The sequence below is a fragment of the Amycolatopsis sp. EV170708-02-1 genome, from assembly GCF_022479115.1.
Lineage (GTDB): Bacteria > Actinomycetota > Actinomycetes > Mycobacteriales > Pseudonocardiaceae > Amycolatopsis.
On the sequence record NZ_CP092497.1, the window covers coordinates 6823120 to 6837278 of the forward strand.

The 14159-nt window shown below is 70.5% G+C and carries 13 protein-coding genes; 5 read left to right on the forward strand and 8 right to left on the reverse strand.

Going from position 1 to position 14159, the window contains the following annotated elements:
* The first annotated feature begins 30 nt into the window (after nt 1–30).
* The 3 genes from MJQ72_RS31030 (at nt 31) to MJQ72_RS31040 (ending at nt 1923) form a co-directional block, all read left to right on the forward strand.
* Nucleotides 31–666 carry a TetR/AcrR family transcriptional regulator gene (locus tag MJQ72_RS31030; protein ID WP_240594576.1) on the forward strand — a complete coding sequence of 212 codons (636 nt, stop codon included), beginning with the start codon at nt 31–33 and terminating at the stop codon, nt 664–666.
* Between the two features lie 76 nt (nt 667–742).
* Complete coding sequence (locus tag MJQ72_RS31035; protein WP_240594577.1) at nt 743–1234, forward strand: SigE family RNA polymerase sigma factor; 492 nt, start codon at nt 743–745, stop codon at nt 1232–1234.
* 2 nt (nt 1235–1236) lie between these two features.
* The gene (locus tag MJQ72_RS31040) at nt 1237–1923 is read left to right on the forward strand and encodes a hypothetical protein (protein ID WP_240594578.1); all 687 of its coding nucleotides are present in this window, start codon (nt 1237–1239) and stop codon (nt 1921–1923) included.
* Here the strand turns inward: MJQ72_RS31040 and proB are convergent.
* The 5 genes from proB to MJQ72_RS31065 form a co-directional block, all read right to left on the reverse strand.
* On the reverse strand, nt 1920–3029 hold the full coding sequence (gene proB, locus MJQ72_RS31045; RefSeq protein WP_240594579.1) for a glutamate 5-kinase: 1110 nt from the start codon (nt 3027–3029) through the stop codon (nt 1920–1922). The genes MJQ72_RS31040 and proB overlap by 4 nt on opposite strands.
* Nucleotides 3026–4489: a GTPase ObgE gene (gene obgE, locus MJQ72_RS31050; RefSeq protein WP_240594580.1), complete on the reverse strand. Its 1464-nt coding sequence runs from the start codon at nt 4487–4489 to the stop codon at nt 3026–3028. The genes proB and obgE overlap by 4 nt, the downstream gene beginning before the upstream one ends.
* 111 nt (nt 4490–4600) lie before the next feature.
* Complete coding sequence (rpmA, locus tag MJQ72_RS31055; RefSeq protein ID WP_007034782.1) at nt 4601–4858, reverse strand: 50S ribosomal protein L27; 258 nt, start codon at nt 4856–4858, stop codon at nt 4601–4603.
* A gap of 38 nt (nt 4859–4896) precedes the next feature.
* Complete coding sequence (rplU, locus tag MJQ72_RS31060) at nt 4897–5211, reverse strand: 50S ribosomal protein L21 (RefSeq protein WP_005158538.1); 315 nt, start codon at nt 5209–5211, stop codon at nt 4897–4899.
* 169 nt (nt 5212–5380) lie between these two features.
* The gene (locus MJQ72_RS31065) at nt 5381–8470 is read right to left on the reverse strand and encodes a translation initiation factor IF-2 N-terminal domain-containing protein (RefSeq protein ID WP_240594581.1); all 3090 of its coding nucleotides are present in this window, start codon (nt 8468–8470) and stop codon (nt 5381–5383) included.
* A 524-nt stretch (nt 8471–8994) separates the two neighbouring features.
* Here MJQ72_RS31065 and MJQ72_RS31070 point away from each other — a divergent pair.
* Nucleotides 8995–10425, forward strand: coding sequence for a S8 family serine peptidase (locus MJQ72_RS31070; protein WP_240594582.1), 1431 nt, complete (start codon nt 8995–8997; stop codon nt 10423–10425).
* Nucleotides 10426–10429: 4 nt separating this feature from the next.
* Here MJQ72_RS31070 and MJQ72_RS31075 read toward each other — a convergent pair whose 3' ends face one another.
* The 3 genes from MJQ72_RS31075 to MJQ72_RS31085 are packed head-to-tail and all read right to left on the reverse strand — an operon-like array spanning nt 10430 to nt 12988.
* Nucleotides 10430–11257 carry an ABC transporter permease gene (locus tag MJQ72_RS31075; protein ID WP_072028256.1) on the reverse strand — a complete coding sequence of 276 codons (828 nt, stop codon included), beginning with the start codon at nt 11255–11257 and terminating at the stop codon, nt 10430–10432.
* A gap of 1 nt (nt 11258) precedes the next feature.
* Nucleotides 11259–12074 (reverse strand): ABC transporter permease, encoded by an 816-nt coding sequence (locus tag MJQ72_RS31080; RefSeq protein ID WP_240594583.1) that lies wholly within the window; start codon nt 12072–12074, stop codon nt 11259–11261.
* Nucleotides 12074–12988 carry an ABC transporter ATP-binding protein gene (locus MJQ72_RS31085; RefSeq protein ID WP_240601458.1) on the reverse strand — a complete coding sequence of 305 codons (915 nt, stop codon included), beginning with the start codon at nt 12986–12988 and terminating at the stop codon, nt 12074–12076. The genes MJQ72_RS31080 and MJQ72_RS31085 overlap by 1 nt, the downstream gene beginning before the upstream one ends.
* 118 nt (nt 12989–13106) lie before the next feature.
* Between MJQ72_RS31085 and MJQ72_RS31090 the strand changes: the two genes are divergently transcribed.
* Nucleotides 13107–14117: a M14 family zinc carboxypeptidase gene (locus MJQ72_RS31090; protein WP_240594584.1), complete on the forward strand. Its 1011-nt coding sequence runs from the start codon at nt 13107–13109 to the stop codon at nt 14115–14117.
* Nucleotides 14118–14159 lie beyond the last annotated feature (42 nt).

A 14159-nucleotide genomic window follows, 5' to 3' on the forward strand; every position in this document is an offset into this window, starting at 1 on the left:
TTGAGAGAGTCAGCGGCTAAGCTGAACGGCATGCCCGAAGCCGCCCCGCGCAGCCCTCGCCGCGCCCCCGTCGAACGCCAGCGCGATCCCGAGCGCACGAAGGCACAGCTCCTGGAGGCGGCGAAGGCCGAGTTCGGCGCGAAGGGCTACGCCGCGGCACGCGTCAGCGAGATCGCCGCGAAAGCGGGCGTGAACAAGCAGCTGATCTCGTACTACTTCGGCGGCAAGGAAGGGCTCTACAACGCGCTGACCGCGACGATGTACGACGACTACGTCGCGGTCGCCGACCACGGGAAACCGTTCGCGGAGGTCGTCCGGTTCTTCGCCCAGTCCGGCGTCCGGGATCACGACCTCGCCAAGCTGTTCCTCTGGGAGAACCTGACCGACGGCGCCCCCGACGCGATCGGTGTCGAAGGGCAGCGCGGATTCCTTCAGCGGCAGGTGGAGTACGTGCGAGCGCGTCAGGCCGCGGGCGACTTCCCCGCCGACCTCGACCCGGCGTTCCTGCTGGTGATCTTCATGGCCGCGTCCAGTGCCGCGCTGGCGCTGCCTCGCGTCGTCCGGGCGGTCTCGGGCCAGGACCCCCAGTCGGCCGAGTTCGCCGAGGCCTACGGCGAACAGCTGGCTCGTCTGGTCGGCCATCTCGCCGACCCGGGAAAGCGGTAGCAAAGGTCCCCTGCTGTCGCTTGAACCTTTCGGGCCTCCTCCGGACTAGAGAGGGCAGACGAAGAGGGGGTGGCCGATGGGACAAGCGAGAGACACCGACTTCAGCGAGTACTTCGCGGCCCGCGTGCAGCGGTTCCGGCGGCTGGCGTTCGGCATGTGCGGTGACTGGCACGGCGCCGAGGACCTGGTGCAGGCCACGTTCGTCCAGTTGTACCGGCGTTGGCGGCGCGTCCGGCCCGACACCGTCGACGCCTACGCGCGCCGGATCCTGCTCAACCTCTTCCTCAGCGGAAAACGCAAGCACCGCGGGGAACTGGTGACCTCGGCGCCGCCGGACCGGGCCGCACCGGCGACCCACGACAGCCACGACCGGATCGATCTCGAGCGGGTGCTCGGCGACCTGACGCCACGCCAGCGCGCGATGGTCGTCCTTCGCTTCCTCGAAGACCTCTCGGTCGCCGAAGTCGCTTCGCTGCTCGGCGTCGCTGAAGGCACCGTCAAGAGCCAGACCGCCCGCGGGGTCGAAGCACTGCGCGCCGTCCTGGCCTCCCCGACGAGCAAGGAGTAGTCATGGAAGACCAGGACGTCCGCTCCGCGCTGAAGGAGTACGTGACCGAAGCCGAGCCGCCGATCGGGCTCAACGGTGACGTCGTGCTCGCCGCGGGCCGCCGTGCACGACGGCGACGGCTGACGACCGTGATCGCGGTGGTCGCGTTGGCCGCGGCGGGATTCCCCGCGGGAACGGCACTCGTCGCGCTTCCGGACAGGCAAGAGCCGGCCGCGGCCTCACCTTGCGGCGAGAAGCCGCCCGAGGAAACGACCGAAGCGGCGAAGGCCCGGCTTTCCTGTGTGATCGAGACGGCGGTCCGGGCCAGGGTCGCGCTCGGCTCGGACACGCCCTTCGAGCTGAAGGCCGTTCCGATCGGCAAAGGGAGCGGCTACCTCCTCGACCACCCGGTTCGCGACGGTTCGCTCTCCGTGTCCGTGATGCCCAACGACGGGACAATGCTCTCGACCGGGCTGGCCTGCCGAAGGCTGGATCCGGCCCCGGCCACGTGCTCGGCGAGCCTGATCGACGGCGGGACCCTGGTGGAGACGACGACCAAGGAAAAGGACGGCCACCTCGCCTACGGGGCCGCCTATCAAACCGGGGCGGCGATCGTGGAGGTCTCCACGGACGGCGGCGAGAACGCGCAGCCGCCCTTGAGCGAGGCGCAGCTCCGCGAAATCGCCCTGACCCCGGGCCTGGTGCCCTAGCGCCGCAGAGGAACGAGATCGTCCGCGTGGACGACCTCGCGCCGCTGCTCGGCGGGGAGGTCGTGACTGGAGCGGCCGATGAGGTCGGGCAGTTCGCCGGCGTCGAAGGCCACGACGCCGCGCGCCACGGTCCGCTGCCGGAGATCGACCAGGTCGACGACGTCGCCCGCCTGGAAGTCGCCGTCGACGCCGGTGATCCCGGCGGCCAGCAGTGAACGACGGCGGCGGACGACGGCGGCGACCGCGCCGTCGTCGAGGTGCAGTTTCCCGGACGCGCCCGCGGCGTAGCCCAGCCAGAACCGGCGTGCCGACAGCCGGGAGTCCGCGGCGGCGAACGCCGTGCCGACCTCGGCGGTGGTCAGGGCGCGTGCGGCCTCGGAAGCGGCGGCGAGCAGGACCGGGATCCCGGCACCGGCGGCGGTGCGGGCGGCGGCGAGCTTCGACACCATGCCGCCGGTGCCGAGCCCGGAGCTCGACATGCCGACGGTGATTCCGTCCACATCGGACTCCCCGGCGACCTCGGCGATCTTGCGGGTCGCGCCGTCACGGGGGTCCCCGTCGTATAGACCGTCCACATCGGACAGGAGGACGAGCGCGTCGGCGCCGATCAGGTGCGCCACCAGCGCGGCCAGCCGGTCGTTGTCGCCGAAACGGATCTCTTCGGTGGCCACGGTGTCGTTCTCGTTGACCACCGGAACGGCGCCGAGGGCCAGCAGCCGGGTGAACGTGTTCTGCGCGTTGCGATAATGCGAACGGCGCACGACGTCGTCCGAGGTCAGCAGCACTTGGCCCACGGTCAGGGAAAACCGGCCGAACGACTCGGCGTAGGCGTGGGCCAGCGCGAGCTGGCCGACGCTGGCCGCGGCCTGCTGAGTGGCGAGGTCACGGGGACGTTTGCCGAGAGCGAGCGGCGCGAGTCCCGCGCCGATCGCCCCCGAGGACACCAGCACGATCTGCGTGCCGCGGGAGACCCGGCCGGCGATGGCGTCCACCAACGCGTCCAGCCTGGCCACGTCGAGACCGTCGCCGGCGGTGGTCAGTGCGGAGGAACCGACCTTGACGACCACACGCTTCGCGTCGGCGATCGCCACCCGGGTTGAGCTCACTCGTCGTCCATCTCGTCTTCGTCTTCGACGCCGTCCGGACCGTCACGGCGGATCCGGCGGGCTTCCTTGCGCTCGGCGGCACCGACGCGGCTGGTGTTCTCCAGCCGCACGTCCGTGCCCCGGCCCGACAGGTGCACCGCGACCCCGGCCGGGGTCGACGGCTCCCATTCGAACTGGACGTCGCCGATGGTGACGGGGCTGCCGGGTACGGCGCCCTTGCGTGCCAGTACTTCCTCGACACCCAGCCGGTTGAGCCGGTCCGCGAGGTAACCCACGGCCTCGTCGTTGCCGAAGTTGGTCTGCCGGATCCACCGCTCCGGGCGGGAGCCGCGGATGATGAACGCGCCTTCCTCGTCCGGGTCGTGCTCGACGGTGAAGCCCGCGTCGTCGACGGCCATCGGCCGAAGCACGACCTTCGCCGGCTCCGGGGCGGGCTGGTCGGCGCGGTACTTCTCGACGACGGCGGCGAGCGCGTAGGTCAGTTCCTTCAGCCCCTGCCTCGAAGCCGTCGAGATCTCGAACACGCTGAGCCCGCGGGCCTCCAGTTCCGGGCGCACGAACTCGGCGAGTTCGGCGGCGTCCGGGATGTCGATCTTGTTCAGCACCACCACACGCGGCCGGTCGGCGAGGTCACCGCCGAGGCTCGGGGTGTAGCGGGCCAGCTCTTCTTCGAGCGCGTCGATGTCGGACAGCGGGTCTCGACCGGGCTCGAAGGTGGCGCAGTCGACGACGTGCACGAGCACCGCGCAGCGTTCGATGTGGCGCAGGAAGTCGAGGCCGAGGCCCTTGCCCTCGCTCGCGCCGGGGATCAGCCCGGGCACGTCGGCCATGGTGAACACGGTCGATCCGGCGGTGATCACGCCCAGGTTCGGCACCAGGGTGGTGAACGGGTAGTCGGCGATCTTCGGCTTGGCCGCGGACAGCACCGAGATCAGCGACGACTTGCCCGCGGACGGGAAGCCCAGCAGCCCGACATCGGCGACGGAACGCAGCTCCAGAACGAGGTCGCGGGTCTCCCCCGGCTCGCCCAGCAGCGCGAATCCGGGTGCCCGGCGGGCCTTGGAGGCCAGCGCCGCGTTACCGAGGCCGCCACGGCCGCCCTGGGCGGCGACGAAGGTGGTGCCCGGCCCGACCAGGTCGGCCAGGATCTCGCCGTCCTCGGTCATCACGACGGTGCCGGACGGGACGCGCATCTCCAGCGTCTCCCCGGCCGCGCCGGCGCGGTTGCCGCCTTGGCCGAGCTTGCCGTTGCCGGCGCGGGCGTGCGGCCGGAAGTGGAAGTCGAGGAGCGTGTGGACGTTCGGGTCGACGATCAGCAGCACGTCGCCGCCGTTGCCGCCGTTGCCGCCGTCCGGGCCGCCGAGGGGTTTGAACTTCTCGCGGTGCACCGAGGCGCAGCCGTTCCCACCGTCACCGGCGGCCAGATGGATCACCGCTCGGTCCACGAACCGGGACGCCATGACTTGCCTCTATTCACTGTCGAGAAAAAGGGGATACACAAAACAAACGAGGGGTGGGCCCGGATATTCCGGCCCCACCCCTCGTCAGAGGTTCTAACTCGAAGCCGAAACTCAGGCTTCGGTCGGCACGATGTTGACCGTCTTGCGGCCACGCTTCTCGCCGAACTGGACCGCACCGGCGGCCAGCGCGAACAGCGTGTCGTCGCCGCCACGACCGACGTTCACGCCGGGGTGGAACTTGGTGCCACGCTGGCGGATCAGGATCTCGCCCGCGTTGACTTCCTGGCCGCCGTAGCGCTTGACGCCCAGCCGCTGCGCGTTCGAATCGCGACCGTTGCGGGAGCTGGACGCACCCTTCTTGTGAGCCATGGCTCAATCCTCTTTCTGACGAAGATCCGGAGAAAGTCCTACTTGGAGATGCCGGTGACCTCGACGCGGGTCAGCTTCTGCCGGTGACCCTGGCGCTTGTGGTAGCCGGTCTTGTTCTTGAACTTGTGGATCCGGATCTTCGGACCCTTGGTCTGCTCGACGACCTTGCCGGTGACCGAGACCTTCGCCAGCGCGTCGGCGTCCGTGGTGACGTCGCCACCGTCCACGAAAAGGACTGCGGGGAAGGTGTGCTCTGTACCCGGCTCGCCTTCGAGCTTCTCGACCTCGACGACGTCGCCGACGGCCACCTTGTACTGCTTGCCGCCAGTCTTGACGATCGCGTACGCCGACACGGAAGTCTCCTGCTTACTCGACAACGGGTGGGGGCTTGCGTGATCGGCCCACCTGGAAGTTCTCGGTGGTCCGGATGCTGCGCAAGGTGCCCGCTCTAGGTGGCGGGCCGTTCTACAGGTTACGTGGGGCTCCCCGGTGCGATCACACCGGGGTGCCCCTAGGTGTTCACTAGCTCTTTTCCGACGCCTTGACCGGCGGACCGGCCGGCCGTGAGGCCGCCCGTCGCGGACGACGGCGGGTGGTGGAGCGCACTGCCGGGGCCGGGACGTCCACCTCGGGCTCGGTCTCCTCCTGGGCCGCGGGAGCCGCCGGCTCGGAAACCTCTTCCGTCACGACAACCTCAGGAGTCACCGGGATCTCGGGCGCTTCGGGCGCCGGGCCCGATTCCGCGACGACGGCGATCTCTTCCTCGCGCGCGGCCGGGGCCTCGTCGTCCGGAGTCGTCACCGGTTCACCGGCGAGTTCCGTCGCGGGCGCCTCGGCGACCGGCTCCGAGACCGGCTCAGCGGCCGCCTCGGCCGCCTGTTCGACGGTCGCTTCGGCAACGGGCTCCGCGGGCTGCTCGGCCGGCTCAGCGGGCTGCTCGGCCGCCTGCGGGGCGTGCCCGTTCAGCGCGGCACCCTCGACGTTCTCGGTGACCTCGGGCGAGTGCTCGCCCTTGGCCGCCTTCGTGGCGTTGGCCACGGCCTGGACCGCCGAAACCACCGACTCGCGCTGGGCGGGCGGAGGCGTTTCGGCCTTGGCCGCGGCGGGCTCGTTCTGCCCCTGGTCCTCGCCCTTGCCCCGGCCGCGGGACCGGCGGGAGCCCTGCTCCTTGGCGCCGCCACCGCCACCACCGCCGTGGTTGTGGCCGTTGCCGCCGCCACCGGTGCGCTGCGGCTCGGTCGAGACGACCACGCCGCGGCCCTTGCAGTGCTCGCACGGCGTGGAGAACGCCTCGAGCAGCCCGGTGCCGATCTTCTTGCGGGTCATCTGCACCAGGCCGAGCGAGGTGACCTCGGCGACCTGGTGACGCGTGCGGTCGCGGCCGAGGCATTCGGTCAGCCGTCGCAGCACGAGCTCACGGTTGGACTCGAGCACCATGTCGATGAAGTCGATGACGATGATGCCGCCGATGTCCCGGAGCCGGAGCTGGCGGACGATCTCCTCCGCCGACTCCAGGTTGTTCCTGGTCACCGTCTCTTCGAGGTTGCCACCCGATCCGGTGAACTTGCCGGTGTTGACGTCGATGACCGTCATCGCTTCGGTGCGGTCGATGACCAGGTACCCACCCGAGGGCAGCCAGACCTTGCGGTCCAGCGCCTTGGTGATCTGCTCATCGATGCGGTGATCGGCGAAGGCCGAACCGGTTCCCGTGTACCGCTTGACGCGATCCGCCAGGTCCGGCGCCACGTGCTGCACGTAGTTGTAGATGGTGTCCCAGGCCTTGTCGCCCTGGATCTCCAGCTTGGCGAAGTCCTCGGTGAACAGGTCGCGGACGACCTTGACCAGCAGGTCCGGCTCTTCGTAGAGCATGACCGGGGCGCTGTTCTTCTTGCCGCCGTTGCCGGCTTCGGCCTTCTCCTTGATGACGTCCCACTGCGCCTTGAGGCGGCGGACGTCGCGGTCCAGCTCCTCCTCGCTGATGCCCTCGGACGCGGTGCGGATGATCACACCGGCGTCCTCGGGGACGATGCGCTTGAGGATGTCCTTCAGGCGGCGGCGCTCGTTCTCCGGGAGCTTCCGGGAGATCCCGGTGGCGCCGCCCGCGGGCACGTAGACCAGGAAACGGCCCGGCAGTGAGATCTGCGTGGTCAGCCGGGCGCCCTTGTGCCCGACCGGGTCCTTGGTGACCTGGACCAGCACGGAATCGCCGGTGGAGAGCGCCTGCTCGATCTTGCGGGCCTTGCCCTCGAGACCGGCGGCGTCCCAGTCGACCTCGCCGGCGTAGAGCACGGCGTTGCGGCCGCGGCCGATGTCGATGAAGGCGGCCTCCATCGACGGCAGCACGTTCTGCACGCGGCCGAGGTACACGTTGCCGACGATCGAGCCGGTGCCCGACGACGTCACGAAGTGCTCGCACAGGACGCCGTCCTCGAGCACGCCGATCTGCGTGGACTCGCCCTTCTCGGCGACGACCATGGTGCGCTCGACCGACTCGCGGCGGGCGAGGAACTCGGCCTCGGACAGGATCGGCGCACGACGGCGGCCGGCCTCGCGGCCGTCCCGGCGGCGCTGGCGCTTGGCTTCGAGCCGGGTCGAGCCGCGCACGCTGCGCACCTCGTCGCGCGCGGGGCGCTCGGTCTCGGCGGCCTTGGCCTGGCGCACGTGGACGACCGTGTTGGGCGGGTCGTCGCTGGTGGACTCGGCGTTGTCGTCGTCCCCGCCCTTGCGACGGCGGCGGCGACGGCGACGCTTGCTGCCGCCGTCCGAATCGCCGTCGTTGTCCGAATCGGACTCGGTGGACGCTTCTTCGGCGCTCTCGGTGCCGGCCTCTTCGGTGTCGGCGTCCTTCGCGCGCTGCTGACGACCTCGCGGGGCTTCGGCAGGCTGCTCGTCCTCGTTCTCGGACTCGGCCGAGCTCTCGTCGCCGCCCTTGCCCCGGCCGCGACCACGACGTCCGCGACGACGGCGGCGACGGCCGTTGGCGTCGTCACCGTCCTCGTCGGTGCCCTGGCCCTCGGCCTGCTCCGTCTGCGTCTCGTCCTCGTCGGAAGCGGGCTCCTCGGACGGGGCGAAGGCGGGCTCCGGCTTGCGGGCGGGCTTCGCCGCGACCGGCTCCGGCGGCAGGAACACCGGCGAAGGCGCGGCGAACACCGGGACGTGCACGGCGGCCTTCGCGGGCCTGGTCGTCGGCTGCGGCGGCTCCGGGGTCACCGGGGCGGCCAGCGCGGGCGGAACACGCCGCGAAGGGGCCTCCACCTGCGGAGCGGCGGGCTCCGGCTCTGCCTTGACCTCTGCCTTGACCTCGGGCTCAGGCTTGGCTTCGGGTTCGGGAGCCGCGGGGGTCTCGGCGACGGGCTCCTCGGCGGTTTCGGGCTCGTCTCCGCCGGAGAGGGCTTCGGCGAGCTTGAGTGCCACGTCGCGGGTGACGCTGGACTGCGCGCTGCGTACGGTCTCGCCGAGCTCACCGAGCTTGGCCATCAGTTCACGGCTGTTCGATCCGAGCAGCTTCGCCAACGCGTGCACCCGGATCCGGGGCGGCAGTTCGGCCAGCTGACCTGCGATGGGTGTGGCGGTATTCCCGCCGGTGACGGCGGGTGTGTCCGCGTTCGACATATATCTCCTCCGCCCCCGGGCGCGTCGGCTGGCTCACACCGGCTCGACGCGGCCGCGCAGGGGCCCCTTTCTGTTCGTTCCGCCGTGGTGGTCACCAGCAGCGGGAATCCTTGCCCGGCACCGCGACGGCGCCGGGGTTGTCCGGGCGCCGCGTACGGCTGAAGGTCTGCTCGGCGGAGCGCTGGCCACGTTCGCGACATCGGGCCGCCCGCCACGTCGTCGAGCCGCATACAGCGGCGACGCGTGTGGAGGATGTGCAGCACACCACCGGGCCACGAGACCGCGAGCGCCACCTCTCACGTGTGCCCGTCGGCCAGCGGCCACCGCGAGTATCCCACACCCCGGCCCCACTCCGGTGTACTCGGTGCCACAGACCTGGCTCCCGGGCGCGCCGCGGCCACCGGCCGAGCGAACTTCGCGGGAGAGCTTGTCGACCCGGCCGAGGGTGGCTAGCGTGCCGCTCGGGGTACTGAAGCGTAGGCGGCGGTGCCCCCGTTGCCCGATGTTCTCCGGTGGGAGGTCCGGTGTCCCTGCTGGGGCGGTCCCTGCGAGCGGCCGTATGCGCCGTGGTGGTGCTCTGCGGTTCGGTCGCCGCTGTCGCGACGGCCGAGGCCGAGCCCTCGTGTCATCCCCAGGGACGGGCCCTGCGTTACGTCGTCGCCTTCGACAAGGGCACTTCCGAGGCCGAGGCCAGGGCGGCCGTCACCGGTGGCTGCGGCAGCACGACCGTCTACTACCCGCAGATCGCCGTGGCCGTGGCGACCTCGGCCGACCGGGACTTCGCCGAACTGGTCCGGCCCGCCGCCGCGTTCAGCGCGCAGGCCGAACGGCTGGCCGTGCAGCGGGCCAACGGCACGTCACCGGCCAGGTCCGCGCCCGCCCGCGCCGAACTCGAACCCACGGATCCGGCGAAGGTGTCCTCCGCCGACCGCACCGGCGAGCAGTGGGACATGCGCGCGATCGGCGCCGACAAGGCCCACGCGATCGAACCGGGCAGCCCGGACGTCGTCGTCGGCGTCCTCGACTCCGGCATCGACCCCACCCATCCCGACCTGGCGAACGCCCTCGACCCCGGCAAATCCGCGGGCTGCCTGACCGGCGCGCCCGACCGGAACTGGACCGCGACGACGTCGGTGCACGGCACCCACGTCGCGGGGATCATCGCCGCCGCCGACGACGGCAAAGGGGTCACCGGGGTGGCGCCCGGCGTGCGGATCGCCTCGGTGAAGGTGATCGACGACCGTGGGTACGCCGACCCCGAAGCCGCCGTCTGCGGGCTGATGTGGGCCGCCTCACAGGGCATGACGGTGACGAACAGCAGCTACTTCGTCGATCCGTGGTCACTCTCGTGCGCCCACGCCGACGAACAGGGTGTGGTGAACGAGGTCATGGCCCGCGCCGTCGAGTACGCGACCTCGGCGGGCACCCTCAACGTCGCGGCGGCGACCAACGAAGCCGCCGAGCTGGTGCCGTCACCGCGCTCGGGTGCGCGGCGCCAGTCCGAAGGCTGTCAGGCGCTGCCCGCCGGCCTGCGGGACGTCGTCGCGGTGTCGTCTGTGAGCGAGGAGCGGGTCAAGGCCGGCTACAGCTCGTACGGGCTGGGCGTGATCGATGTCACCGCTCCGGGTGGCGAGGCCGGGCAGTGCGTGCTTTCGACCGTTCCCGGCGGGTACGCGCCGCTGTGCGGGACGTCGATGGCGGCGCCGCACGTCGCCGGTGTCGCGGCGTTGCTCGCTTCGAAGCATCCCGGCTACAGCGCCCGTCAGCTGAGGCGGACGCTGGACGCCCAGGCCACCCCGATCGCGTGCCCCGCTGACTACGACCTGACCGGTGACGGCTCGCAGGACGCGTACTGCACCGGCTACGCGGGGTTCAACGGCTTCTACGGGCACGGCATGGTCGACGCGCTGGCCGCGGTGGCGCCCCGGCGGACGGGCTCGAACCCGGCGCGATGACGGTTCAGCGCAGCAGGAGCTTCCCGAACCGCTTCGACGACGCGTAGATCCCGACCGCCGCCAGCGCCACCAGATACGCCACGTTGCCGACCATGCCCCAGGACAGAACGCCCACCGAGAGCCCGCGCATCAGCTCGATGCCGTGGTACAGCGGGAAGATCTGCACGATCCACTGGATCCCGGCCGGGTACACCGAAAGCGGGTAGAAGGTCGTGGAGAACAGGAACAGCGGCATCAGCACGAGGTTGATGTAGTCGAACTGCGACACCGACCGCAGGAAGGTCACCAGCACGATGCCGATGGCCGAGAACGCCATCGCGATCAGCAGCGCCGCCGGGATCATCAGCAGGGCCCACCACGAGCCGGGCAGCCCCATCACGGTCATCACGCCGAGGAAGGTCGCCGAGTAGATCCCGCCGCGCAGCACCGACCAGCCGACCTCGCCGAGCGCGATGTCCAGCGGGCCGATGGGGGTGGCGAGCATGGCGTCGTAGAGCTTGGCGTACTTCAGCTTGAAGAACAGGTTGTACGTCGAGTCGAGGATCGCGCCGTTCATCGCCGACGCCGCGAGCAGGCCGGGCGCGACGAAGGCGACGTAGCTCATCGCCTGGCCGCCGGGCCCGACGACCTCGCCGACGAGCTTGCCGAAGCCGAGCTGGAAGGCCATCAGGTAGAACAGCGGCTCGAAGACGCCGGACACGAACAGCATCCAGGCGTGCGAGTAGGTCAGGAAGGTGCGCTCCAGCACCGCCGTCGACCGGCCGCTGTACAGCGCGGACGGCAGGATGCGCAGCAGCACCCCACGCCGCGGGGCTTCGGTGAGCACCGCCATTTCAGACCACCAGCCGTCGGTAGAAGTACTTGTGCGCCAACGCCCAGCCCGCCCCGGCCAGCACGACCAGGAAGGCGAGGTGGCCCAGCGTGGCGAGCGGACCGACGGTGCCGAGGCTGACCGCCCTGGCGGCCTCGTTGCCGTGCCACAGCGGGGAGATCCAGGCGATCCACATCAGCGGGGCAGGCAGTTCGGAGATGGGGAAGAACGTGCCGGAGAACAACGTCATCGGGATCAGGATGAACCGGAACACCAGGCCGAACCGGGTGCCCTCGTCGTACGTGGTCGCGGCCAGCGCCATCACCGGCGTGCCGCACGCGATGCCGGTCAGCGTGCCGATCAGGATCACGGCGAGCACGCCGAAACTCGTCCAGGAACCGAAGAGCGCCGCGATGACGGCGTAGATCGTGCCCGCCAGCGTCAACCGCAGGCTCACCCACATGATCTGGCTGCCGAGCACCTGCCCGGGCGTGATCGGGGTGGCGGTGACGGCGATGTAGTCCTGCTGCCACTTGAAACCCGACAGCACCGGGTAACTCGACTCCCCCACCGCCAGTTGCGCCGCGCCGGCGACGAGCAGCGCGGGCGCGACGTACTCCAGGTACGAGAACCCACCCGTCGCCGCGCCCGCCTGGACCTGCGAGCCGAAGCCGAGGCCCATCGCGGCCAGGAACAGCACCGGCTGCAGGCCCGTCGAGTACAAAGTAGACACCCAGTACCGGCGGTACCACATCCAATGGCCCTCGACCCGCAGCCAGGCTCCCGCCCAGCGCGAGACCACGCGGCCCGTCGACGCCTTCGTCTGCGCTGTGGTCATCAGTCCACCAGCGTCCGGCCGGTGAGGCGGAGGAAGACGTCCTCCAGCGAACTACGGCGCACCAGGCTCGACAGCGGACGCAGCCCGCGCGCGTGCGCCTGTTCGAGGGTGGCCTCGCCGGTCATCGTGTAGAGCAGCACGCGGTCCGGCAGCACCTCGACGCGTTCGGCGAGGCCTTCGATCCGCTTCGCGGCAGCCTCCTGCTCACCGTTCGGGAAGCGCAGCTCCACGACCTCGCGGGTGGAGTACCGGCTGATCAGGTCCGCGGGCGAGCCCTCGGCGGCGATCCGGCCGTTGTCCATCACGACCAGCCTGTCGCAGAGCTGCTCCGCCTCGTCCATGTAGTGCGTGGTGATGATCAGCGTGGTCCCGCCGGCCTTGAGCCGGAACAGCCTGTCCCACAACAGGTGCCGGGCCTGCGGATCCAGCCCCGTGGTCGGCTCGTCGAGCAGGAGCAGCTCCGGGTCGTTGACCAGGGATCGCGCGATGGTCAGCCGCCGTTTCATCCCGCCGGAGAGCGAATCGACCTCCGCGTTCGCCCGGTCGGTGAGCTGGGCGAACTCCATCAGCTCCTCGGCCTTGCTCCGCACGTGCGAGCGGGAAAGCCCGAAGTAGCGGCCGTAGATCTGCAGGTTCTGCCGGACGGTGAGCTCGGTGTCGAGATTGTCCTGCTGCGGCACCACGCCGAGCCGGGCGCGGATCTTCGGCCCCTCGACGTCCGGATCCATACTGAGGACCCGCAGGTCGCCGTCGGTGCGCGGGGAGACGCTCGCGATCATCCGCATGGTGGAGGACTTGCCCGCGCCGTTGGGCCCGAGGAAGCCGAAGGCCTCGCCCGGGCGGACCTCGACGTCGATCCCGCGTACGGCCTCGAAATCGCCGAAACGCTTGACCAACGCCTTCGCCTGCACCATCGCCGGTTCGTGCTCCGAGTCACCCACGGTAGGCACCCTAGGACCTGCCACCGACAAAATTCGACCCGTTTATCCCGGCCCTTGTCGGCCGTTGCCCGCTCGTCGATACTCACCGACCATGAGTCTCAAGCCGAAAATCGCCCTATTGTCCGTTTTTGTCAGCGCCGGGCTCCTGGTGGCGCCCGCCGCGCAGGCGGCCGAGACCACCGCGGCCACTGTGGACCCACGTCCGTCCACCGCCAAGCTGGCCTTCGAACTGCACAAGCTGGCGGTGCTCAGCCACGGGAAGATCCGCGTGGACGAGATCGGCCGCAGCAACGAGGGCCGTCCGGTGTGGGCGGCCAGGGTCGGCCACGGCAAGACCCGGATCCAGTACGTCACCCAGCAGCACGGCGACGAGCCGCTCGGCACCCCCGCCGCGCTCGGGTTCCTGCGCGAGGTCGGCGTCGGGAACAGCGCGTGGGCGCGGAAGCTGCTCGCGAAGGTGACCGTCGACATCGTCGTGCGCGCGAACCCCGACGGGCACGAGCGCGACTGGCGCTTCAACTACGACCCCGACGCCACTCCCGAATACGGTGAGAAGGGCAAGGGGTACGACATCAACCGCTACCACGACCCGGCGGTCGCGCCGAAGGACAACCCGGCCACCGAGGCGGGCCTGATCCAGCGGCGGAACGCGGCGTTCAAGCCGGACATCATGGTCGACTACCACATGCAGGGCCGTTACCAGGACGCGAACGGCCGGGAGATCACGGCTTCCACGATGTGGCCGACGCATCCGGGCGTGAAACCGTCCGATGTGGACTTCGCGAAGCAGATCGCGGTCGTGGTGCAGCGGTCGATCGACGGTAACGGCGGCTACGTCTCGCAGTATCCGGGCGGTTCGTACCAAGGCATCGCGCGCAACGGGTACGGGCTGCTCGGCAACGGCAGCGTGCTGATCGAGCTGAGCCTCATCCCGGAGCGGGAACAGCAGCAGATCCAGGACGCGCGGGCTTCGATGCTCGCGATCGCGCGCGCCGCGGCCGACGGTTCGGTGCGGACGGTGGATCCGGCCGACGCCGACGCGATCCCGCTGCGGGGTCCGGCGCTGCCGGGGTCGGTCGAAGAGGCGCACGAAGCCGCCTGACGCTCGTGGGCTGAAGGGGCCCTTCACCGCGTGCGACGCGGT

Bases quoted from the DNA above. Each gene is read 5' to 3' on its own strand.
- MJQ72_RS31030 (WP_240594576.1), top strand. From the start codon at position 31: ATGCCCGAAGCCGCCCCGCGCAGCCCTCGCCGCGCCCCCGTCGAACGC.
- MJQ72_RS31035 (WP_240594577.1), top strand. From the start codon at position 743: ATGGGACAAGCGAGAGACACCGACTTCAGCGAGTACTTCGCGGCCCGC.
- MJQ72_RS31040 (WP_240594578.1), top strand. From the start codon at position 1,237: ATGGAAGACCAGGACGTCCGCTCCGCGCTGAAGGAGTACGTGACCGAA.
- obgE (WP_240594580.1), bottom strand. From the start codon at position 4,489: ATGGCGTCCCGGTTCGTGGACCGAGCGGTGATCCATCTGGCCGCCGGT.
- rpmA (WP_007034782.1), bottom strand. From the start codon at position 4,858: ATGGCTCACAAGAAGGGTGCGTCCAGCTCCCGCAACGGTCGCGATTCG.
- MJQ72_RS31065 (WP_240594581.1), bottom strand. From the start codon at position 8,470: ATGTCGAACGCGGACACACCCGCCGTCACCGGCGGGAATACCGCCACA.
- MJQ72_RS31075 (WP_072028256.1), bottom strand. From the start codon at position 11,257: ATGGCGGTGCTCACCGAAGCCCCGCGGCGTGGGGTGCTGCTGCGCATC.
- MJQ72_RS31080 (WP_240594583.1), bottom strand. From the start codon at position 12,074: ATGACCACAGCGCAGACGAAGGCGTCGACGGGCCGCGTGGTCTCGCGC.
- MJQ72_RS31085 (WP_240601458.1), bottom strand. From the start codon at position 12,988: ATGGTGCAGGCGAAGGCGTTGGTCAAGCGTTTCGGCGATTTCGAGGCC.
- MJQ72_RS31090 (WP_240594584.1), top strand. From the start codon at position 13,107: ATGAGTCTCAAGCCGAAAATCGCCCTATTGTCCGTTTTTGTCAGCGCC.